General features: G+C 47.3%; 19 protein-coding genes and 3 pseudogenes. 13 read left to right on the top strand and 9 right to left on the bottom strand.

The window, feature by feature from the left end; genetic code table 11:
- Positions 1-26: 26 nt before the first annotated feature.
- Positions 27-1,349 carry an RNA-guided endonuclease InsQ/TnpB family protein gene (locus tag E2484_RS07595; protein ID WP_137284600.1) on the bottom strand — a complete coding sequence of 441 codons (1,323 nt, stop codon included), beginning with the start codon at positions 1,347-1,349 and terminating at the stop codon, positions 27-29.
- Positions 1,350-1,432: 83 nt separating this feature from the next.
- Positions 1,433-1,729: a hypothetical protein gene (locus tag E2484_RS07590; protein WP_321112096.1), complete on the bottom strand. Its 297-nt coding sequence runs from the start codon at positions 1,727-1,729 to the stop codon at positions 1,433-1,435.
- Positions 1,730-2,263: 534 nt separating this feature from the next.
- On the opposite strand from E2484_RS07590, the gene E2484_RS07585 reads away from it, so the two are divergent.
- Together E2484_RS07585 and E2484_RS25940 are read left to right on the top strand one after the other, a co-directional pair.
- Positions 2,264-2,635 (top strand): MarR family transcriptional regulator, encoded by a 372-nt coding sequence (locus E2484_RS07585; RefSeq protein WP_137284599.1) that lies wholly within the window; start codon positions 2,264-2,266, stop codon positions 2,633-2,635.
- Entirely contained in the window at positions 2,628-2,984 is a 357-nt protein-coding gene (locus tag E2484_RS25940) for a type II toxin-antitoxin system PemK/MazF family toxin (RefSeq protein ID WP_137284598.1), read from the top strand. The genes E2484_RS07585 and E2484_RS25940 overlap by 8 nt, the downstream gene beginning before the upstream one ends.
- Positions 2,985-3,246: 262 nt before the next feature.
- Here E2484_RS25940 and E2484_RS07575 read toward each other — a convergent pair whose 3' ends face one another.
- Positions 3,247-4,110: a hypothetical protein gene (locus tag E2484_RS07575; protein ID WP_137284597.1), complete on the bottom strand. Its 864-nt coding sequence runs from the start codon at positions 4,108-4,110 to the stop codon at positions 3,247-3,249.
- Between the two features lie 935 nt (positions 4,111-5,045).
- Here E2484_RS07575 and E2484_RS07570 point away from each other — a divergent pair.
- A complete protein-coding gene (locus tag E2484_RS07570) occupies positions 5,046-5,279 on the top strand; it encodes a hypothetical protein (RefSeq protein WP_321112092.1) in 234 nt (77 codons plus the stop codon).
- A 106-nt stretch (positions 5,280-5,385) separates the two neighbouring features.
- Here E2484_RS07570 and E2484_RS07565 read toward each other — a convergent pair whose 3' ends face one another.
- Positions 5,386-5,844, bottom strand: coding sequence for a metal-dependent hydrolase (locus E2484_RS07565; RefSeq protein WP_137285333.1), 459 nt, complete (start codon positions 5,842-5,844; stop codon positions 5,386-5,388).
- Between the two features lie 188 nt (positions 5,845-6,032).
- On the opposite strand from E2484_RS07565, the pseudogene E2484_RS25445 reads away from it, so the two are divergent.
- From E2484_RS25445 to E2484_RS07555, 3 genes and pseudogenes are all read left to right on the top strand, one after another.
- Positions 6,033-6,207, top strand: a pseudogene (locus E2484_RS25445) (NAD-dependent epimerase/dehydratase family protein); the annotation flags it as partial.
- A gap of 389 nt (positions 6,208-6,596) precedes the next feature.
- On the top strand, positions 6,597-7,832 hold the full coding sequence (locus E2484_RS07560) for a glycosyltransferase family 2 protein (RefSeq protein WP_137284596.1): 1,236 nt from the start codon (positions 6,597-6,599) through the stop codon (positions 7,830-7,832).
- Between the two features lie 1,469 nt (positions 7,833-9,301).
- Complete coding sequence (locus tag E2484_RS07555; protein WP_137284595.1) at positions 9,302-9,769, top strand: hypothetical protein; 468 nt, start codon at positions 9,302-9,304, stop codon at positions 9,767-9,769.
- Positions 9,770-9,882: 113 nt separating this feature from the next.
- Here the strand turns inward: E2484_RS07555 and E2484_RS07550 are convergent, their stop codons facing one another.
- Positions 9,883-10,683: a nucleotidyltransferase family protein gene (locus E2484_RS07550; protein WP_137284594.1), complete on the bottom strand. Its 801-nt coding sequence runs from the start codon at positions 10,681-10,683 to the stop codon at positions 9,883-9,885.
- A 182-nt stretch (positions 10,684-10,865) separates the two neighbouring features.
- Positions 10,866-11,108, bottom strand: a complete 243-nt coding sequence (locus E2484_RS07545) for a hypothetical protein (RefSeq protein ID WP_137284593.1) — start codon at positions 11,106-11,108, stop codon at positions 10,866-10,868.
- A 413-nt stretch (positions 11,109-11,521) separates the two neighbouring features.
- On the opposite strand from E2484_RS07545, the gene E2484_RS07540 reads away from it, so the two are divergent.
- Positions 11,522-12,118 carry a hypothetical protein gene (locus E2484_RS07540; RefSeq protein ID WP_137284592.1) on the top strand — a complete coding sequence of 199 codons (597 nt, stop codon included), beginning with the start codon at positions 11,522-11,524 and terminating at the stop codon, positions 12,116-12,118.
- Here the strand turns inward: E2484_RS07540 and E2484_RS07535 are convergent.
- A complete protein-coding gene (locus tag E2484_RS07535) occupies positions 12,110-13,423 on the bottom strand; it encodes a CapA family protein (protein WP_137284591.1) in 1,314 nt (437 codons plus the stop codon). The genes E2484_RS07540 and E2484_RS07535 overlap by 9 nt on opposite strands.
- Before the next feature lie 111 nt (positions 13,424-13,534).
- Here E2484_RS07535 and E2484_RS07530 point away from each other — a divergent pair, with 111 nt between their 5' ends.
- Together E2484_RS07530 and E2484_RS07525 are read left to right on the top strand one after the other, a co-directional pair.
- Positions 13,535-14,461, top strand: a complete 927-nt coding sequence (locus E2484_RS07530; protein WP_137284590.1) for an ATP-grasp fold amidoligase family protein — start codon at positions 13,535-13,537, stop codon at positions 14,459-14,461.
- A gap of 244 nt (positions 14,462-14,705) precedes the next feature.
- A complete protein-coding gene (locus E2484_RS07525) occupies positions 14,706-16,160 on the top strand; it encodes a flippase (RefSeq protein WP_137284589.1) in 1,455 nt (484 codons plus the stop codon).
- 24 nt (positions 16,161-16,184) lie between these two features.
- Here E2484_RS07525 and E2484_RS25440 read toward each other — a convergent pair.
- A pseudogene (locus E2484_RS25440) lies at positions 16,185-16,579 on the bottom strand (sugar phosphate nucleotidyltransferase); the annotation flags it as partial.
- A 654-nt stretch (positions 16,580-17,233) separates the two neighbouring features.
- Here E2484_RS25440 and E2484_RS25435 point away from each other — a divergent pair.
- The 4 genes and pseudogenes from E2484_RS25435 to E2484_RS07505 all read left to right on the top strand — a co-directional run bounded on the left by E2484_RS25435 (position 17,234) and on the right by E2484_RS07505 (position 22,089).
- Positions 17,234-17,956: a glycosyltransferase gene (locus tag E2484_RS25435; RefSeq protein ID WP_321112087.1), complete on the top strand. Its 723-nt coding sequence runs from the start codon at positions 17,234-17,236 to the stop codon at positions 17,954-17,956.
- A gap of 14 nt (positions 17,957-17,970) precedes the next feature.
- Positions 17,971-18,414: pseudogene (locus E2484_RS25430) on the top strand (glycosyltransferase family 4 protein).
- Positions 18,415-18,567: 153 nt separating this feature from the next.
- Positions 18,568-20,412 (top strand): hypothetical protein, encoded by a 1,845-nt coding sequence (locus E2484_RS07510; RefSeq protein WP_137284588.1) that lies wholly within the window; start codon positions 18,568-18,570, stop codon positions 20,410-20,412.
- A gap of 81 nt (positions 20,413-20,493) precedes the next feature.
- On the top strand, positions 20,494-22,089 hold the full coding sequence (locus E2484_RS07505; RefSeq protein ID WP_137284587.1) for a hypothetical protein: 1,596 nt from the start codon (positions 20,494-20,496) through the stop codon (positions 22,087-22,089).
- Between the two features lie 63 nt (positions 22,090-22,152).
- Here E2484_RS07505 and E2484_RS07500 read toward each other — a convergent pair whose 3' ends face one another.
- The gene (locus E2484_RS07500; RefSeq protein WP_137284586.1) at positions 22,153-22,959 is read right to left on the bottom strand and encodes an FkbM family methyltransferase; all 807 of its coding nucleotides are present in this window, start codon (positions 22,957-22,959) and stop codon (positions 22,153-22,155) included.
- Between the last annotated feature and the right edge of the window lie 48 nt (positions 22,960-23,007).

Raw genomic sequence — 23,007 nt, 5'->3', positions numbered from 1 at the left:
TCCTGATGGAAGTGAACTACCCCTGCCTACTCGCTCGCGCTAACGCGCTCGCTCCTTGAGGCAGGGGCTTCCGTCGAAGGTTCCTCCATATCCAAGAGGCTTATTCGACGTGGGGCGTCCACAGCCCGCTCTACACCCTCCTCGGACTCGAACATGTCCGAATTGGGCTTGCCTGTGGCCTTCCGAGCCATGTTCACCGCACCGTTCACGTCGGCATTATAGCACGTCCCATCCGACGCCTCAAACAAGCCACGCTCGACACGCTCACCAACGTACTCGTCGTGGTGTTCGACAGCCTCCTCGTCGTAGAACGAGCATTTCGACGTGTGGGCTTCGGGTACTAACTCGAACGCGATACCGCGGGCGTCGAGTTTGTGCTTCAACTTCTGTTTCAATGTGTCAAACGGAATCTGGACGAAATTCTGGTTCGTCCTATCCCCGAGGTTCACGTTCTGCTTCCAGCCTTTTCCGTCACCAACGTACACCGTCTCGATACGATTCTCGATACAGTAGTCGGTGATGGTACGAACCGTCTTGTTGAGGTAGTCATTGACCACATACCGACGCTTCTGGTGCAGTCGTTCGATACGACGGGTCGTACCCTCGATACCTTGCTTGTCCTTGATGGACTGGTAGTGGGCGAGTCGTTTGTTGAACCACCGATTTTGAGATTTGAGGTGCCGACCGTCCACGATGAACGAGTGGCCTCGATGGTCAACGCACGTCGCCAGATTGTCTACGCCAAGGTCGATACCGAGCCACGACCCATCAATCGTCTCTACGTCCGCTACGTCCTGCTCGTACAGCACGCGGTACTCGAAGTATTGCGCGTCGGCCTTCGGGAGAATCTGGACGCGCTTGATGTTCGCGTCCCGTACCTCGTCGTAGGTGAACGGGATTTGAATCTCAGTCAGGTCGCAGTCGAACTCGTCGCGATACGCTCGCGGGATACCGAGTCGAATGTGGTCGTCTTTGACCTGAAACGACTGCGATGGGTATTCGAGCGTATAGAACCCATCTTTCGGCAGATACGATGGCGGACTTACGTCGGTGTCGTACTTGTTCTCGCGCTTTTTCTCCATGAGATTGAAGAACGACTTGAATCCCCTATCGACCTGCTTCATCGTCTGTTGAGCGACCTGACTCGGGAGTACCTCGTAGTTCCAGTTGGTTTTCAACTGATCGTAGGCGTCGTAGTAGTTGAGGTACTCGCTGTTGTCGAAGTAGTACTGTCGGACTTCGTAGAGCGTTTTGTTGTAGAGGTTTTTCGAGAGATGGCTCAGGCTCCGCAGTACCTCGTACTCGTCGGCAGTCAAACCGTCGAGATTTTGCTGGAGCGTCTGAACCATTCTATTACGCTATTTTTAGAACCAATGGTAAATGTTTGGATTCGGGCTGTTTGCTGGCTGATGACGGCGGGCGTATCCCCTCCCTACTGCGCTACTCGGCCTTCGGCCTGCGTTGCTTCTTGAGGAAGGGGTGTTGCCCGCCTGCACTTTAGATAAAACTGCTCTCTAGAGGGCGCCCAGCGGAATGGATATCTAGCGTCTCGTGGGATATTCCCATCGCTGACTTGGGTTTTCTCGCCCGTCTCGGGATCAACTATGTAGAGTTCGTTTCGGCCAGTACCATCGTAGTATACTGCGATTGCATCGCCGTCAGGTGATGCGGCAGGGTGGTAGAAACTCGGGAGGCTTGCAAGTTCCTCGAGTGGATATTCAGTTGACATCGGTGCTGAAGAGGCACCCCCCCACATATCATTAATCACTCACATAATCTCGACCACTACGAGGAGCAAGAAACCTGCATTAGAAGATTCTCATTGGACGATCGGCCTTGTCAAGCCCAACTGAAAACCAACGGAATGCAATTCCGCTGCTTTAGAAAACCCCCATGGGATACAATTAGGATACAAGCAAAGCAGCTATGCTCCCAATTGGGATACACTCTCCGGAGCGAGCGAACACCAAACTTCCACACGAACTCTTCGAAGAGTCGCACGAAGACAAAAGACCTGAGATATAGAATACGTGCCTCCGATAAACGGCCTCACGCAGAGACAAACAAACCTGTGGAACTCCACCAGCGCCTTGATATCAGACCATAGAAACAACGACGGGGTAGACGCGGCCATCAGTCACGGCCTCTGGACCATTGCAGTGAGCTCTCGTTAACCGTTGTACAATCCGAATGTAGCCTTCAATGTTTTCGCAGGTTTCACTCCTAACACTCTTCACGATGGACGTCATACCTCCATTTAACGATGTCTATCGATCGAGAAACCTTCGAGAACACAAGTGAGGACGAACTTGCGGAACTCTCTGTCCCAGACCAAGTACTCGGGTTTCTCGCTACCCACGAAGACCGTGCATTCAAAGCACGCGAAATCGCCTCTCAAGTCGGCTTAGACGAGGGCGCAGTGAGCACCGCACTCTCACGGTTGAAAGACCGCGGCTTGGTCGAACACAAGGCAACGTACTGGGCGGTAATCGACGACCCAGATCGACTCAAAAGCTACACCGGCTACGAACGGGCAACAGCTCTGTTCAACGAACAACTCGGTGCAGAGGACAAAGAAACATGGCGTGAACACGCCCCAAGCGACCCCCATCCAAGCGTAGAGAACAATCAGTGACCGACAAAGGACCTCCCCGATTTTCGAGCAAGGCGACGTCGTCTACGGTGATGACCCGTTCAAAGATGAAGGAGCCGCTCGGCCTTGGCTCGTTCTTTCGAACCACAAGGGGCGTCCGTTCCACGGTGACCAGTACATCGTACTGACGTTGACATCGAAATCCTGGATGGACGGCCTTATCGACATCCCCGAGCAAAGTTGGCTTCGTGGTGGGACGCCGGATGAGAGCCGGATTGCACCCTGGAGTGTCCAATCGATCAGCCACGAAGATATCGATTTCTGGCAGGGTCGTCTAGAGACCGACCTCGTCGATGAAGCGGTCACGGCGCTCGTTGGAGAACTCCAGTAGTGGCTCGCTCAATTAGTGCTCGCCGGTAGATTACACCTGCTGTAAGACGGTACTCCGCTGCGACTGTCCGCAGTACTGCCGTAGACTGCCGATAGAGAAATACACATACAGCTACCCAACCCATGCTAACAGCACTGCAATCTCGGTACGGGAGTTCGTTGGTGGCCTATCGTGAGTTGGTTTGATGATTGGTCGTACGGTGGTTACACCGCCGTGGGTTTACCGGGCTTACATCATGTGTAGGCGACAGCACCATCGTCGATCACTCCGTTGCGAACGAGGAGCCGCGACCATCGCTGAACTTCAACTCGAGGACGTACTTGCCTTCGTCCTTGGTGCCGTGTTTGAGGGAGAGTTGGCTTCCCTCTGCTAAGTCGTCGAGTTTCTCCATGGCGCGGTAGACTTCACCCCATTGGAACGACCGGTCGAACGCGGCTTCGAGATGCGTTTTGAGGTTGTCCTTGACCGAGCGCAACCGAACGCGTTTGCCGTAGGCGTCGTTGATCTTGGTGCCCCAGTCGGCGAGGTTGAGCGCGATTTCGCGAGCACGTTCATGCACGGGGTAGACGCGACCATCAGTCACGGCCTCTGGGCCATGGCGGATGAACCGTTCGAGTTTCGAGAGATGCTGGGTGTCGGTGCCGGCTTCGGCGGTGTGGATGGCTTCGGGCACGTCGATGCCGACCGTGTCTTCGACGTGTGAGAGCCGACGTCGAATCTTGCTGTCCTCTTTGACGCGAGTGTTCTCCTCGCTGGTGATCTCGTCTTGTATGGTCTCTTGGTGGTCCTCGAGGTTGTGTTCAAGCCGGTCGATAGCGTCGCCGTGGCTGGTGACCATCTGGCCGATTGGGATGCCCGCAATGAAGAGGTTGGGCGCGTCCGCTTCGTCTGGGCAGTCGACGCCTTTGAACTCGATTTGGTCGAGCTTCTGTTCGGCGTCCGCTAGTCGGTCTTCAACGGCGTGTCGCTTCTGGCGTTCCTCTTGAAGGCCGGCCTCCAGTGTCTCAATTTGGGCGGTTTTCTCTTTGAGTTCTGCTTCGAGGTCGCTGACGCGCTCGGTGAGTTGTTGGACGTGAGCTGCAAGTTTCTCGACGGTTGTCGCTTGCGGGCTACGCTGAGTACTCATCGCTGCCCTCGCTCTATTCGGATGAGGTCGGTTGCCGTGGACGATCGCTGTATTGGTGCATCGATTGTGTATCGGGGAGTCCGTGGCTGTTGATGGGTTGCAGGGAGTTGTTCGTGCTTGTGGGACTGTCGATGTGGATGAATTGTGAGAGACATGGGGGAGTGAGAAAAGGTTGGTTAGGGGCTTGTGCCGTCGGTCAGTGCACTATGGGTGTGCAGTTCAACGTCGGAGAGGACGAGCCGTGTGGTCTGGCGAGCAGCGAGTTGCGTCAGCGCCAGACACGCCGACACCAACACTTCCGCTGTCCCAAGCGTCGGCGTCTCAATCTCAGTGTGCGTGCACGCCTGGCAGTACACGCGTAGGACCTCCCATCGTGGTTCGTCCGCTGGTTTGTACGCGTATGCAGTTACTTGAGTTCCGCTATGGAGTTCCCGACCGCATTCACAGCACCAGTCACAGGACTGCTGCTGGCCGACCTGCAGTCCAAGAAGTGCCTGTTCCACCGCCGTCTCAGAAACGAGTTCAGACATGAGTGTGAAGGATTACGGTGGTTAGTTTCCAGGGCAGTCCTTGGCGTGCAGGATTTCAGCCACGTCGTTAGCAGACTCACGCCCACACGTCTCACACCGATAGAACGTATAATCGACATTCCCGTAGGCGTCGTATCCCGTGTGAGGGCCTGTGATATTTGCCGAGGGGTCGAAGGCAGTTGACGACGATTCGTCGGAACACTCTTCACTCGCGGTTGCATTCGTTGACATGCTTCAGTTGCTCCTGAAGCGCGGTCCGCTGCTCCAACAGCGGGCCACAGATTCCTGCGGCATATCGCGCTTCTATTAATCTATTGTAGTCCCCGCAGTTTATAACTTTGCATTAGTGCACATGATTGCACTAGTGCAAATGTTTAAGTCGTAGAGGCAGATATATTCACATAGATGCAAACCAAAAGCGGAGTTACTGTGAGCAGATATCGCGCTCTCATGACAGACACTGACCGGGAATACTTAAGTGAAGATGAGTATGAAGGTACAGAAAAGCGCTATCAAGCCGTCTCACGAGTACGCAAACGTATCAATGAAGAAGTCCCCGAGGATGTAACAATACTTGCAGAAAACTATCCTGATTTATTAGGAGACCTTCAAGAAGCGGTTTGCGAGGAGGAAAAATAATCGTTAATAGTTCTCTCCTCGATTTTGGGTGGTCATGTATAGTGTAGGGAAGACGTAGTGTATTGGTCTACGGTCAGCTTTCGGTATACCTTTCGTAAAATAGTATTTACGGGGGAGAGTCCCGGCATGCCGTCCTGGACCCAGAAGCCGACTGCAAGTACAACAAGAGCGAGTTCGAAGGCGAAGAACGACGTAATCTCGATTCCTTGGAAATGTGAGAGGAAGCTCTTTCCGGTGGGATATTTAATTGGTGGGACAACTGGCCAGGCGAGGAAGGCGAGTAGTAATACTCGCCTGTTATGAAGGGGTGGAGTGCATCGGCACCGAGATGCGAGAGATACCTGATGCTAAATGCAGTTACATGGCGGAGATGGTGTCTGTGTTGGATGAGGAATCGAAGCGCGGTAATGACAATGATTGCAGTCAACACTGAATGAGTAAGTGAGCGGCTGTTTGGAAGGATACCAAACGTCCACGCGAGTGGTTTATCGATGAGATCAGGAAACTGGGTGCCGACTGCAAGAGCAATAATTGGATAGACCTGTAGGAAGTGGTGATTACGGATCTGGGTGACGAGCGTGTAGACGAGATAGCCGACGGCGAGGTGTCCCTATGGCCACATACGCTCATCGCTTGTCAGTGGACAATAAAACGTTGTGGGATATCAGTACTGACGGATTGAGTCCGGGAATGCTCCTCCGAGTTGGTTACTCGTCCTCGGTTACGTGTTGGATTCTATGTGAATATCTAGCGGTCGACATGCTCAACAATGAGTTGGGAACGAACATTGAACCTGAGCTCGTTGAGAGCCCAATTCCAGACGATGTGTACGTCACGATACGCTGGCTGATGGGAGCAAAACGGATGCTATGACTGGCGGGGAACCGGGATTAGTTTAGAAGAGGGCATCAAACGGGTCTGCGCATAATAGGATTGCCCGTTTTCTTGGCTTTCTGGGGGTTCTCTTCAAAAGAGTCCGTGGGACCAGTCTCATCGAATCACAACAATCCCATCTAAGGCCGAATTTACAATATTCTGTCTTTTAGACTGTTAATAGAAAAGAATGAAATCTATAAAAGACGTTTCATAACAGTAAGAACTTTTACGGGGTAGTGCGCGTGAAAGCACAATGGCACGTTACCCACGCACCGCTCGTGATGCAGCACTCAAATGCATTTCTTGCAATGCACCGGTAATCCAGACTGTTGATGAACGGTATGTCTGTGTGAAATGCGGAGAAGCACCACTCCAACAGAAGATACAGACCAATAACACAACTGCAGCGCAGAGCGACTAATCAGGAGTACGCTGGCACGCATGGCAACTAAAGGCACGCAACGAACAACGGACCACCAATCGACAGCATCGAAAACTGAACAACGCCCAGCGCCATCCGATGGGTTACTTGTCGACCGGGAAAGCGACATCGAACCGGCGCTGAGCGTCGTGATGCCGACCCTCAATGAAGAAGAGGGAATCGCTGAATGTATCGAGCGAATCGAAAACGGCATTGAGGAAATCGGCATCACTACCGAAATCATTATCAGCGACAGCTCAACGGATCGCACCCCAGAGATTGCTCGAGAGATGGGTGCACGAGTCGTCGAACCGGATGAGCCCGGCTACGGGTATGCCTACCAGTATGCGTTTGAGCGGACGCGTGGGGACTATATTGCGATTGGGGATGCCGACACCACATATGACTTTGAAGACCTTCCGCGATTGCTCAAGCCCGTCGTCCACGGTGAGGTGGATATGGTGATGGGCAGTCGCCTTGACGGTGAAATCATGCCCGGTGCTATGCCGAAACTCCACCAGTACATCGGCAACCCGTTGTTGACGAAGTTTTTGAACGTCTTCTACGGGGCTGGGGTGTCGGACGCCCACAGTGGATTCCGTGTGTTGAGCAAAGAGGCACTTGAGACGTTGGACTGCACAACGACAGGCATGGAGTTCGCCAGCGAGATGATTATGGAAGCTGGCGCCAAGAATTTGACCATCGAAGAAGTCCCGATTACGTACCATGAACGTGAGGGTGACGCGACGTTAGAGAGTTTCCGCGATGGATGGCGCCACGTTCGATTCATGCTTGAGAACGCACCGGGATACTTGTTCTCAGTGCCTGCAATGGGCCTGTTCACCATCGGACTCCTCACGATGGGTCTCTCGCTCACTAATATCAGTGTAGGTGGGGTGACGTTTGGGAGCTACACCATGATTGCTGGTAGTCTCTGCACAATTGCTAGCTATCAATTAGGAAGTCTCGCCATCTTCAGCGCGGTTGCAGCCGACCCGATTCGAGAGCCACAGGATCCGCTCACGACGTGGGTGCTCGATAGATTTAAGCTTGAACATGGTGCATTACTTGGCCTCCTCGTATTTGGTGCTGGGGCGCTCCACACTGGCTATCTCATGTATAATTGGGTCACGAGTGGGTTCACGCAACTGCCGGTGATTGCCACTAACCTAGTTCCCTTTACAGCGCTGGTGCTTGGAATTCAGACGGTCTCCTACTCGTTCTTCCTGAGCATTATCGCCAGTCGGAGTGAGTGAGCCGTCTCGGGGTCACGTGGTTCGAGAGACCGAAGGTTTCTCGTCACCCTGAAAGACCCGGCCTTTCGGCGACCCCGAGGCTTCCTGTGGGGCGGTCGGATACTCCTACGTCACTTTCGGTTAACCTCAAAACGGTGTTGTGAGTCACGGACGTCCACGCCCCACATGCCCGCTGTCGTCCGAAACAGCTTCGCTGTATCGTGGTTATGAGAGACTCTGTCTCTCAAACAACACCGTCCGAACTTGGGAAACGCTGTTGAGAACCGGTACATTCTGCTCGGGTACTGGTTAACCAATTAGAGGTCAATGGATGGGCGTTTCAGTCGGTGAAGTGGGGGGGTTTCTCAACCGGTGAGTGATTAACCATCGTTGAGGTGTGCCGGAACGTTGTGCTTACGTGTTGCGCCCTATGGGGAGATTCCATCCACTATGCGATGCGCGATGGGACTTGTTGCACACCTCATGAGGTCCGTGTTTTCAAGCGACTAAAGCCGAGTTGGTTTAAGTAGCCCGTCGTGTCGTGGGTCAAGAAGGGTGTCGGCCCCCTCGGTGATTGGCGCGGTCGAGGTTGAGATTCTACACCATTTTCCGACGTCGTGTGCAGCCACTGTCTAGCTTCTGACGAGGAAAACCTGTGAGATTGGCCCGGACCGCGGATTACAACCCCCAGAGGGCGGCTGGAGCCCGCTATCAGTGATCGTCATCGGGATGATACTGTTACCCCGTATGGAGCGGCTGAAAGATGACAGCGACTACGGCGTCTGTACTGCAAATCCGTTGGGGCGACTGGTTCCAGGGTGTGGTCGGACTGCCAATTTCAACTCAGTGGCGGGCCACTGCTGCAAGTCCCAAATATGGACTACTCCACACTAGGATGTTAGTTCCTATTTGTAACTATGGGGAATGCAACAATTATACAGACGCTCTGGTTGAGCAAGCGTAGAGTTGAGTGCCTGTTCTCTTCGCGCTGACTGTACCCCGTTTCCAAAACGGTTGCTCCAGGTGTGCTATGCGCCGCTCTAATCGACACAAATGTTCACGGTGCTGTCTTCGTCAGTCCACCGGGATACGTCGCCGAGCTGCCTCGCCCTGACTGATGTATTGCCAGTGGATTTCTCAAATGTATCTCCTGCAATGTGCCGGTCACTCGATCCTTGATGACCGGTACGTCTGTGTGAAGTGCAGTACGGCACCGGTCAAACAGAAACTGGCAGCCGACAATACGACATGGCTGCAAACGACTTCTACGGGGCTGGGGTGTCGGACGCCCATAGTGGGTTCCGTGTGATGAGCCGCGAGGCCCTCGAGACGTTAGACTGTACCACGACGGGCATGGAGTTCGCCAGCGAGATGATCATGGAGGCTGGCGCCAAAAATCTGACCATCGAAGAGGTGCCAATCACGTACCACGAGCGCGGCGTGAGGCCACATTGGAGAGTTTCCGGGATGGCTGGCGCCACGTCCGGTTCATGCTCGAGAACGCGCCGGGGTATCTGTTCTCGGTGTCTGCCGTGGCGATGTTTGCAATTGGACTACTGACGATGGGACTGTCACTGTCGGGCGTCAGTCTCGGTGGTGTCACCTTCGGGGGCTATACAATGATTGCTGGCAGTCTCTTCACGATTGCGAGCTATCAGCTGGGTAGTCTCGCTATCTTCAGTGCGGTTGCCGCCGACCCCATCCGTAAACCGGATAATCCATTAACGACGTGGGTGCTGGACCACTTCCAGCTTGAACACGGCTCGACGCTTGGGCTTGCCGTGTTCGGCGCGGGAGCAGTCCACACTAGCTATCTCGTCTATACCTGGATCGCGAGTGGGTTCACCGTGTTGCCCGTGGTTGCGACCAATCTCGTCGTGTTTACGGCGTTTGTCCTCGGACTCCAAACGGTGTTTTATTCGTTCTTCTTGAGCATCATCGCTGACAACACGGCCTGAGCAGTCTCCGCTTCGGCATCGCTTTCACCATCGACGGTGTATAGACTCTCACGCGGCATTGAGTGCAACCGCAATTGATTACAGTATTGGATACAAGTTGGAAATATAATCTGTCAATAGTCCGAAAACTGTTTTAGTTCTGTTCTAATCTGCCGGTATTCTCCATTCTCCACTAGTTCATAGACCAGGTCGCTAGCTTGGAAGAATAAATAATTTAATATCGTTTTAAGCATGACAGTATATTTTTCGGATTTGAATATTTTTTCAGTTAGTTCATCACAGCGGTCAATGTAGTAATCGGGAAAAGTACCTTCATCTTTGTAGTTGTAATCGAAGACACCTCGACAAATTAAATGAGCTAATTCGCAGGGAGGATTAGGGACAGAAAAACCATTTATTTTCATCTTATTTTCTAGAAATATCTGTTCCACATCGGGATTGACCCTTTGCTTATTCTCCCCCATTGCCTGCCTATAAATAAGGTGGTTGGTTATATCAAGCTTCAACTCGCGGTAATGCAGCCCAGCTTTCGCTTTATATTCTGGATTCTCCTTTTTTATGTTGTAAGACGGATAGAGCAATTTTTTCATGATTTCTGATGGATTTTGCTCTCCAACTAGTTGTTTAGCTTGATCCCGATGTGTGGTCACTGCTTTAAAACCTAACTCAGCAATTCCTTTTAGTCGGCCATGGGTGGTGATACCGCGATCGAGACCATGGGAATCACAAATGGATAAGGCCTGGTCAAAGTCCTCGGCTTTAATGAACATATCGATATCATTCCCCGTTGTGAATTGAGGCAACCCCTCCCAACCCTTCAAAAACATGTATTCAACGCCTTGGCTATTGAATTGTTCTATGATTTCCCGCAGTTTCTCCTGGCTTTGCTCGTCAAAATACGTCTTACTACTCATGAATGTTTTTGAGAGATTTCAATTTATGTTCGGCATTCGCGGTAGCGTTTACAAGCTCAGCAAATTCTTCTATAGACATCTGGATCTTCAGATTATCCATATGTATGTGGATTTGCTGGCCTTTATTAAGCTCGATTCGGAAGTAAGTCCCATCGGATAGTGTAAACTCTGAGAGTACCTTCTTAACTATCCCCATTTTCTAACTCCTCCATGGCTGATCGCAAGTTTTCAGACAATTCAAGAAAATCGTCGACCGTGAATTCTAGGCGGAAATTCCGATAATGTAGGTGAATAGATTCCCCAACATTATCTTCGATAATTAGCCTGGTTGGATAGTAATCGGATTTGGTCTCTAACGTTACCTCTTCAAGTGGTTGTACGAAGAGATTAGCCCCTCCAATCTCATCCTTTAGGTCAAGTCCCATACTTGGTAGCCCTAAACGAGGACTATTAAAATATATGCATTTTATCTACTCGAATAGTGGCGCGAGCAGGGTTATTTGGTTATCCAGATTCAGTACTAGCTGTTGACCTCTTCTGGTTACCTAAATGGACTGCTAGCACTCATATATATGGAACAAAATAAGGGATAGTAACACCGACTCCAAATATGGGAATATCGACGGTAGTAAATAAATCATATAAATATTATCAAGAGCATGGGCTCCAAAACCTAATAATCGCCGCTGTACGTCGGTCAACAAGACCAGTACTTTCACGCAGACCAACAATATATCGGTGGAGACATTATTTCCTTCGAAAATTAGCCCCCGCATCATATACCGATGCAGACCCTCTCAAAATTATATGGGCGAATCCGGATGTAATAAACTATTTAGTGGATCGGTCAGCTTGTCCAAATGAATTGGGAAGTGTATGTAGTGGAAACTGGGACCAAACTTGTAGGAGGTTTCAAGAAACGAGGGTTTATCAATCAATCTATGATAGAATAGTAAAAGATGCCGCCTGGGATAACACTCCACTCTATGATGCCTTACTAGATTTACCAAAAGATGCAATCTGGGAGCGTGAGTATAAAACGGAAGTAGAGGTCGATGAGCGCCTCCAACATATCGACAAAATTATATCAAAAATCAAGGAAAATGGTTATTACTCTCAAAAACAGCTACTCGAAAAGAATCCCAGTCATACAAAAGAAATGAACAATGACGCTGTACATCCTCGATTCAACGAAATCAGGGTAGCGATCGGGCGGGACGGAGAAATGTATATGTGTCGTCGCGGACTTCACAGACTTGCCATAGCAAAAGTACTTGATATCGACGAAGTCGCTGTTTTAGTAGCAATTCGGCATCACAGGTGGCAAAGAATCCGAGATAATCTTCGCCAAAATGAGTTGAGCGTTTCTGATAAGAAGTGGATAAACCACCCAGATTTAGCTGAATTCGATGGTGAAGATCAAAAACTACCATAGCATCGAAGAGGCACGGTTGAATACAGTCTTCATCCGTCTTTTGAATACCTCAAGTCTTCTTTCCTCTTTTTCAGGATCAGTCCAAGAAAGAAGATCCTCTACCTCCTGTTCGATTTCGGGAGTTCGTTCATCGTCAATAACCCCTGTTTGAACCCTTAGAGATGTTTCAACAACATCTCGATGTGATTCGTATTGAATATAATTTAAGATATCCAATTTTTCAAAATCCTTATACTCTTTTCTCCCTATTATACCCTGTGTTAGGAGGTCCAATTCTCGAACAGGATAACGTAAAAGAGATAGGAAACGGCCATTTCCATAAGCTTCCAAGCTATTTTTATAGTGGTCAGTGTATAAATTTGTGGCAACCTCTTGCCAGTAACCTCTCTCGGTAGGCAGCTTTTTGATTATATCTGATGATTTTAAAAGATAGTTCCAGAACTCTTCTGACTCGTCTTGGGAAAGCAATTGTACATTCCCTTTTTTTGTTTCAATCAAGTGTACAAATGGGCGCAGGGTGTTGCTTTCGTTAAATTCAATCTCGAACAAGTAACTCCATCGTGTCGCGGGATTATTTGGCAAATGGAACGCAAAATTACCTAGACTGTAAACTATTGGTGAAGACTGATAAATCTCCCAAGACTGGGCAACATGAGGATGGTGACATACAACTGCATCAGCACCCGCTTCAACGAGAGATCGAAGAGTTCTTTGCCACGAACGTGGAGGAATGGGAATATATTCAAGCCCACCGTGTGCCACTACAATAACGAAGTCTGCTTTAGATGTATACTTTTGGATTGTTCGTTCCAATCCAGGTTGACCAATCCAAGCTACCCCAGGTGTCTTCTTATCAGCAATCCCAAACTCTCTACCGCAAACGTTAAAAATAGCTACACTTACATCTCCAACTTTCTCAATTATTGGTTTTATTGCGTCACTTGCGGATTCTCCGGCCCCAACTGTAGATAGGCCGGTGGAGGAACAAGCTCTAATTGTTGAGTCCAAACCGGTGACCCCATGATCCATCATATGATTATTAGCAAGGGTACCAATATCGAAACCAATATTGGAGAGGGTAATGATATCCTCTTGCGTTTGGCCCCTAACGGGTCCATGTTTTGGAGTAGGAGTTTGCGTATCTATTGGAGCCTCTATATTCGCGATTGCTTTATCAGCATCCCTAATTAGCGTTTGAATGCAGTCAGAAAAAGAACCATTATTGAAGCCAGGGGATAAAACACTATCACCAGCGATAAGAATTGAATTAGAACCGCATGAGGTTGTTTCTCGTCTTACGTTCATAAAAAGGCTTGACTACTATAGTGTTATTATTCTACCGACTGCGTCTCTTCCTACCCTTGAAGCCTGCAAATGAACGAAATAATTATAGGAAGAGACGATAGGAGGTAGTGCATGAACATAGCAAATCTGCTATCGCAGGTATACTCAGCGCCACGATTGAGCCCAGAAACGAAGCATGACGCCATATCTCGCGTTAGTAATAGCCCCCTCTCCCCTATAATAAAATGGGTTTTTGGAAAACCATTACCTCAAAAGCTCCTAATGTATAAAAAGGTAGGATATTGGCCCCAGCTTCGCAACCCCCGTTCGTTTAACGAGAAAGTAATGTATAGGAAATTGTTCACCGATAATGAAACTTTTTCTAACCTTGAAGATAAATGGCGCGTGAGAGAATACGTCGAAAAGAAGGTCGGCGACCAAGTATTAAAAGAAGTCTACCACGTTACCGACGATCCAGATACAATACCCTTTGAGACACTTCCCGAGGAATTTGTAGTAAAACCAACACACTCGAGTGGCCCAATAATCATTATAGATGACAAAAAGGATGCAGATTGGGAATCCATTCAAGCTCAGTGTAATGATTGGCTCTCTGAAAAACATGGTGTTCTAAAACAAGAATATTGGTATTGGCAAATAAATCCAAAAATCATAGTTGAGGAGCGACTTCACGATGATGAGTATGGCGTGCCGCTAGATTTCAAATTCTTTGTCTTTAATGGCAGGGTGAAATTTATACAGGTCGACGTTGACAGGTTTTCTGGTCATACAAGACGCTTCTTCGATCGAGAGTGGGACCCTCAGGAATTTACCCTAGAATTTCCGTTAGGACCAAAAATCGAGAAGCCAAATAAATTATCCGAGATGATAAGCGTTGCTGAGACTTTAGGGGAGGATTTCGACTTCATGCGAGTTGATCTTTATCAACCCAATGAAGAAGAAGTCATTTTCGGAGAACTAACTATCGCGCCGGGTTCAGGACGGGAACGTTTTAGCCCTGTTGAATATGATTTCAAACTTGGATCGTTTTGGCAATAGGAATCTATCTCTCACTGGTTGTTTATTTAAGTTGCATTTATGAGTGTAATGCTACATACCATTCACTCAGTTCGTAGATTGTTTTGAGGCCGCGGAGTCAATGCCCCTTCGTTTTTGAAAGTCAAAATCGGATGAACATATTTCATTACTTTTCTCAATTGGAATTAAACCACTTACCGTCTGCTCTATTAGAGACCAACATTCTATTATACACCCATTCTGAAGTTACTGCAGAGAACGATTCATGTCTAAATTGGGTACACGGTTTAAGAGTGAATTCGGGGCCCGAATTATCGCTCTTGCCTCAGGTACAACTTTAGTAGTCCTTTTGGCACGCATGCTTGATCCCACAGGATATGGCCTCCTATTCTTAGCTATTTCTGTCGCTGGAACCGCACAACTGTTTTGTAAGGTTGGCATTGCAAAATCTGCTGCTCGGCATATAGCACAATATAAAGAAACCGACCCAGGACAACTCAAACACATCCTATCATTTTCCTTTTTATTGAACACTATCGCTGTGTTGCTAATGAGCTTATTGTTCTTCTATAGCAGAGAACACATAGCCGTTCTAATCGGAGAACCTAGCCTTGAACCCTTTCTCTTAACCGGAGTCCTTTTTATTGCCCTTGGAACATTTCATTTCTACGCCCGTGTGGTACTCCAAGGTTACGAGGCAATAGCGGCGAGCTCATTTCTAAAAGCCGTCAATAGCGTAGCAAGGTTAGCTTTTGCACTTGGTTTCGTCTTGTTGGGGTATGGAGCTTTAGGTGCATTCTTTGGTTATGTTCTTGCTTTTGGCATTTCTTCTTTAATCGGTATTATATATCTATATGATAAATATTATTATAATGTGAATTACACTGAACGAGAAGTAGGTATCCGCAAAAAAATAGCTAGTTACTCTATTCCAGTAACTGTTGCAAATATGGGAGGCGTTCTTGATAAGCGAGTTGACACTCTTCTCGTTGCGTTTTTTCTTTCCCCAACCGCTGTTGGTTATTATACAATTAGTAAGCAAATTGTCGAACATATACAAACTCCGATTTCAGCACTCGGGTTTACTTTAGCTCCAACGTTTGAAGGTTTAAACTCCTCAGGAAACCGTAAAAAAGCGGCAGCACTATATGAAAAAGCGCTTTCTCAGGGGTTATTGTTATACATTCCCGGATCGGCAGGGCTTATACTCGTTGCAGAACCCATGATCAAACTAGTTTTTGGCACTGAGTATCTCGGGGCAGTACCAGTAGTGCAATCACTAGCAATTTACGCAATCTTCTATTCATCTAATAAAGTAACTAGTCTTGCACTTGACTTCCTGGGGCGAGCGAAGAACAGAGCGATAGCGCAATTTCTAACAGCGGTAATGAACGTAATATTGAACATCATCTTAATACCTGCAATAGGCGTTGTAGGTGCAGCACATGCTACTGTAATCACCTATTCAATATACTCCCTATACAACTTCTATATAATAAGTTCAGAGCTAAACGTAGATGTAGTAAAAGTTGCGAAAAATATATTCATAATATCACTTATCACCATAGCCATGGCAGGTACGGTCTACTTGTTTGTTGACCATGTCACTGGATTCCTGACATTATTTGTTACGATTGCATCTGGTATCCTAATTTGGGGTATATTATCTGTATTGTCGGGTATTCTAGACTATGAAATTATAATAGAAGAAGTATTATAAATTGTCTAACTTCTTATTTTAATTTTATAAGCGTTCCACAGACAGTGGGACAAATTTCGACTCTTCTCCTTGGAGTAATTGCTCGACTGCATCGCGGTCCTCGGGAATCCAACATCGATACGCCAGCCGTACATCCTGATGGCATCGATAGTCCGTCCACTTTGTTTGAGTAGATCAATGGCTTCACTAATCTCATACTCACGGCGGTTCGAGGGTTAGATATGGGGATTGGCGTAAAAGATAGCTGATGTAAAGGCATAGAATCCGGTTATCACCAGATTCGATGGTGGATTCTCGGACATCTCAACGACGTCAGAGATCTCACCATAGTCGTTGGTATTACAGACACCGTACCGGCTTCCCTCCTCATAGGAAACCGCTTCCGTGAGGAAGACTGTGTCGGCCGGTTCCTCCTGCTGTCACCTGACCACGTAACACAAATTCGCATACATGCCGAGGAATCCAAGGAAGGTAACCTGATTCCCTATAATCCAACTTCTGGTCCTGTTTTCGAAGCTGGTCCACTTCAGATCCCTAATACTAAGAGCCACGTCGTACCGGGCAATTGCTTGATTAGAGGCATTGACGAGGGCGTCGACGCGCTTGACGGGAATCAGTCTCCCAGCAAACACAACATCAAGCCTGTTCCGCCGTCCGTACAGTATGACGTCTCGGGTTTACGGCGGAACACGGCGTCGCTTCCGGCGAACATGGCTATAATGAACATCCCCGGTATCTGCACGACGAAATCACGCACGTTCCCCTCATAGTTCAGCCGTCCGGTGGGGCCAACACCACAGTAGCGACACCTGTGAGTACACGGGATATTGCATCGACTATTCAACAGGCCGTCGCCTCTGAGGAGAATTCTGCGGACCCGTCGTTACTGGACCTATCTGTTTGTAATCGGACTGTATTCCAGCAGGCACGCGGCGAGTCGGAGGAGAGTCACTTGCGGCGACACGCCCCCCGCACTCGACAAGGAGCCTGTTTTTGCCACTGGCACCAAAAGACAGAGTCTATTTAGTTCACTGACTGGACGGAGTCATCACTTCGGACCGTTCTAGAGTCACATGTCGTGGAGCGTCTCCAATGGGAAGTCAGGACGTCGATGTCCGATGACAGTGACGTTGATGATGAGGTCGGGCGTCGATTGGATGCGCTTGGATACAAAGAATAAAGATGAGAATCGTGATGCTACCAGACGACTAGTGGCCCCGCACTGGTGGTGGACCGGTTCACGTCAAGGAACTCGCTCTCGCATTGGCGGAACACCACGGCTGTACAGTGGACATCTATACCCGTGTATTAGAGTAAACGGCGAACGTCACGCAACGAACGAACAGTTCCAGTCCGGGCAGGTTACCGTCCATCGGCTCGGTCCCTGTACGGACTACTGGCATTCTGTTGGCCGCGGGATGTCGATGGCCACACCCCTTCCCCACGTGCTCCGCGGCGAGTACGATGTCGTTCATGGGCACACATTCCTCCCTGCCGTGCCGACACGCGTATCGGATGCACTATCGGGGGCTGCCACTGTTTTCACCGTCCACGGGACAGCGTTGACATCGGGAGTCTGCCGGGACGAATCAGTCTTCGCTAGCGTCAAGCGCCGGATAGTGAAAAAGTTCGTTCTAACATTCGAGTACGATACTGTCATTTCTGTGAACACCGAGCACGTTGACCTGCTCGAGGCACACCACGACGACGTTCGCGCGATCCCGAACGGTGTTGATCTTAATCGATTCGCCGTCGTCGTCGAACGCACCGGGATATCCTCTTTCTCGGTCGACTAACTCCCCAGAAACGTGTGTCAGACCCGATTACTGCGTTTGCACAAATCGAGGGTAAATTTCCGGAATCAAGGCTGCGAATTGTGGGCGCGGGCCTAAACGCGACGCTCTCGAAGCACAAGCCGCCTCGCTTGGAGTAAGTAATCGGATCGAATTCGCGGGGTGGGTGCCCGACGAGGCGCTTCCGATACTATGCTTCGGCCGAGCTGTTTGTCCTGCCGTCGGTGTGGGAAGGCCATTCCCTGACGTTGCTTGAAGCGTGGGCAGCGAGTATGCCAGTCATCGCATCGTCGGTGGAAGGCATCGAAGAGTTTGTGGAGCACGGTCGGGCCGGATTTTTGGTTCCTCCCAAGTCCCCCGACGAACTAGCAGATGCACTCCGATTTGCCCTCGCGAACCCACAGACTGCTCAGCAGTGGGGAAAGAATGCGCGCGAACTCATTGAGGCAGAGTTCTCATAGGAGGCATTACTGACTCTACATTTGAGTTCTACAAGGAGATAGCCTAATCAACAAGAAACCCCAATATATTGAAACCACGGCCCTTATCATTCCAGTCAACAATAACTCTTTACAGAAGAAAACGGTTATAACGGGTTAGAAATAGCATGAAGTATGGTCTTGAGTCAACGAATAAGATTTGCGTTTTTTCCTATCTCTATTGCTATTATATTATATTTGATTATCAAATACGTGAAGGCGAAAATTCTTCTGTTTCCGCTTTTTACGGTGGTAATCACAAGTATACTATTTCTATTATTCTTAATTATATATGGATATAAACCATCCAGGATAACATTGCGTCGGCCCAAATTAGTCGACACAATGGTCTTTTTGTTAATTATCTCGACCCTGATAACCGGTAGAATAGGAGAGAATGGAATCGTTGACTGGTATTATTTGTTTGCAGCTGGTACAGCGGGAATACTCCTTTTTCGAATAATATCAGAATACATAAGTATACCAATCCAATTAGCTCAAATAGTCCTATTTTCATTGACATTGCGAGCAACAGTTTGGTTCAGTTTTCCTGTTTACGGCCGAGATACCTTCCATCATGCAGCAACGGGATACATTGTCTCAAAGGGTAAATTCGTTCCTGAGACAATAACTTATTATGCGAATTTTCCCCACGCTCATACCTTTGCAGCTGTATATACTATAATAACAGGAAACGGATTTAAAGCAGGGTATTTCTCCCTTGGTATCGCTATCGCATTAAGCATTCTAGGCGTGTATTTAGTAGGAAGATATGTGCTACAAAGCAAACGAGGGGGTCTCCTTTCTGCATTTTTCATTTCTGTGGCAGCATATCATATTAGATCAGGGGGGGAACCGTTCGCCCAAGCCTTATTTACTGCGTTGGTACCCTTCATACTTTACTTATTCTTGATTGCAAATGTAGGGAAGAGAAAGATAGGATTGTTAATGTTCTTATCCCTATTTAGCGCGACGATTCAGAATATCGCCCCCTTAATACTCAGCCTATCTTTCTTATTATTTATGGTGTTAGCAAAGGTCTCTCGTTTTATTCCGTATTCTGGTAACCGGACTCGGTTAGAAGGGCGTTGGTCGATCCCAACAAGTATCGTCGGGTTAGTTGCCATCTGTGGATTGTACTATTATATTATTTCTGATTACTTAATCTACCAAGTAAAAAGGGTTATATCAGTTATTCTATTTCTCCAGAATAATAGGGAAGGAGTTAATCAAGAGACTCTTAGTGGATCAGGATCTGCTGGGGTACCAACAATTGAGTTATTCGGCCAAGAGCTTCCCGGTTTTATAATGTGGGCTGCTCCTTTGCTAATCACAGGAGGAATTATATGCTTTTCCCTCTATACTATCCTATTCTATTATATCTCAAATAGAGATAAATTTATTCCACTAGTATATTTAGGATTTTCTATCCTCTTTTTTATAATATTTTCAATAACATTTGCTAGTAATACTAACGGGAGTACTCGCGCACTACCATACATTTTCTTACTTATTTCTCCTATTTTTGGGTGGCTAGTGATTAATGTACAATCTAATAGCCACCCAATAGTCAATTACTTTATAATATTGTTGGCGATTTTGGTTGCTCTATCAGGAATGCTTACTCCAATCGTGGCCAAAGCAGAATTAACACAGGACGAATTTCAGCCGTATCTAAGGTCAAATCAGGTCTCTTCAATTGAATTCGCATCAAGTCATACAGATAAAATAATCGCAGATTACGATGCGGCAGGCCATGAAGAGATGTTTAAAGTAAGACGAGGAGATGGTTCACCAAATACTGTTTTTGAAAGAGTATTATATCCTGAGAGTCCTTCAAGTCACCGGGAGTTCCGAACCCGAAGTCATAATGGTGAAACCACACTATTCTTTTCATATTATAAGAATGCATACAGTATTGTCCCACCCGACACAAATAAAGTATATTCCACTGGGTACGCAACAATATATACGGGGTAAGTTTCAATATATCTAACCCTTTCCGCTGTTGGGTGGATTAAGAAGGGAACATTTATAGAATAGCCGTAGACTGCTATGACTATGCTAAGCCGAGAGATAAAGGTTATTTCAGGATATACTGTAATTGTCGGTGTAATTTTCGCGTCAGTAATTAACTGGCAAACTCCACAAAATTATGATAATGGCATTCGAATCTGGTTATTAACACAACAGTGGGCAGTTCTTTTATCGAATATTACTGTAATTGAGCTAGCCCCTCCTCTATGGCATATTTTCGGAAAGTTTGGTATTACTCTCTCTCCTTTATCCCCGATACTCACATTGAGAATTATGAATCTGCTGTTGTTCCTTATTATGATTCCAACAGGTTATTATGCAGGACGAATGTTAGGTAGTCAAAAGGCAGGGTGGGGAACTGCACTGATCTTACCATGGTCTACATATTTGATAAGTTTCATTACACGAACTGACCATTATATCTTATATGCTTCTTTAGCTGTCATATATACGGCAATATTGGCGTCCCTTATATCGAATCACACAAGAACTAAATCGCTGTTGTTTGCACTTACAACAGCAGCTTTCGCCTTTACGCATTACTATGCGCTCACTTATATTGCCGGAACTGTTTTTGCAGCAGTGGCTTTAAAGGTTCGCGTACACGGCTGGCAGAAAGTTATGCAGACAACTTATAACGATGCCCAACAACGAAGGTTCGGTCTTTATGGATGGTTCAAATCGCCATCGGTCGTGCCATTAGCGAGCCATTTGTTCCCCTCATGTTTTTTGTATCTTCTGTGGATGCCCAGATTCTATAAACAAATTATCCATTATCATGAGAGATTCTCATCTGCTTACTCGTCCTTAACTGAATTAGTAATTACTGCAATATTGTTCATAGGAAGACAACTCCCAACCTTTGCTCCTATAGATGAAATCCGTTTTTCACTTGGTATAGGAATAGTTGTTGTATTCACTGTCCCAATAGGGTTCATTGGGCTAGTGAATTCATTTCGAAATCCAAACCAGGTACGAACAACTATTATAGGAGGGGCTTTCATTGGAGCAGGTATTCTACTTATGACTGGTCGGTTCTATAGTCCGCGGCATGGCCTGTGGATGGCGGCGATCGCACCAATCATTTTGGGTCTCGGCATGGAAGTCATAGCTACTAAAGCCTGGAAATCCCCAATCATTCTAGACCGTTATTCAGCAATACAGGTAATTGGAATCATTCTCATCATTAGTATTTCAGCAGTACCTGCTTTAGCAACGATTAACGAAACGACGGAAATAGAGACAGATGTGAATCGCGCTGCTGATGTAGTTCAAAACTCGTATACGGCTAATAGCGTAATACTTTCATCTCATCCAAAAGGAGAAATGATTCTGCGGGCTTATGGAGTTGAGGCTCCAATCCATGGTGTTCCTGAAGATTCAATTAAGGAGGAGAAAGCAGTTCGAGTTAGAGGAGACTACCATCCAGACACTCACCCAAATGACTTTAGGCGAATACAACGATTAACTGAAGGAAAAAACCGTGTAATCTTATTCGATGCTCGAGGGACTACAGAGCAATTATTATCACCGCTAAAAAGAGATTTGAAAACACTGGGTTATAAACTTGTTGAAGAATACAGGGAAGGCGCAAATGGGGTGATAATATTTGAAAGATAAAATTGTGAATATCGTAGTGAAGTAATAAAATGGAGGAAGTAAGTAGAGCTAGAGCTGCTTAATTTATCTAACTGCTCGAATATTTTCATGAGAAGAGCCACCAATACCTAACGATTCCACTTCGAAACCTCTGTCTAAAAAGAAATTGACCAGTTCATCCTTACAATTTCCGTATCTTTCTAATTGGTCAGAGATTTCGCAATAGACTAACCTGCATTCCTTTAGGACACCATCCAAACTGTAAAGAGCATCTAATTCAGCACCCTCAATATCAATTTTAATAACATTTGGGAGCGGTAGACCCTGATTCTCAACTAAATCAGACCCTCTAATGAACTGAACTTTAATTTCATCATTACGAACTGAAGCATCAGAATGTCCTACCGCACCAGCTTTATTATTATCTATTCCAAACTTCCTTTTCCCTCCATTTGAGGATAGCGCACATTGATAAACTTGGAGATTATAGCCGTTTAGGGCTGCATTCTCATTTAGTCGATCGACGTTTTCAGGGTGGGGTTCAAATGCAAAAATTTGAGAATCATTCAAAGCTGCTGCTGCTATACAAGAATAAATTCCAACATGTGCGCCAATATCATAGACGATATCATCTGGTTCTAAATCGGATACGAATTGGTTTAAGTTGTCTAACTCACCGTAAATTGGATAAAAATGCCGTATTTCTTCCGATGTTTCTGTATAAAACTGAGCGGAGATTCCATCTCCTGCTCTAATTTCCTTCTTATCTGGTCCGAAATAGTATAGTCCTCGCCGATACACCGAGATCGGAACTTCGATGGCTTGAGTAATGGTTTTGTACTGTAGAATCAAATTTCGAGCACCTAACAAGCAACGATGGAAGTCAGTCATGGTATTCCAACATTCCCACTATTATTTATATTTTACTAAATATAAATA

This window comes from Halorussus salinisoli (assembly GCA_005239435.1).
GTDB classification, from domain to species: domain Archaea; phylum Halobacteriota; class Halobacteria; order Halobacteriales; family Haladaptataceae; genus Halorussus; species Halorussus salinisoli.
The sequence above is the reverse complement of the archived record's forward strand: the minus strand, read 5'-3'. Positions and strand labels throughout refer to the sequence as shown.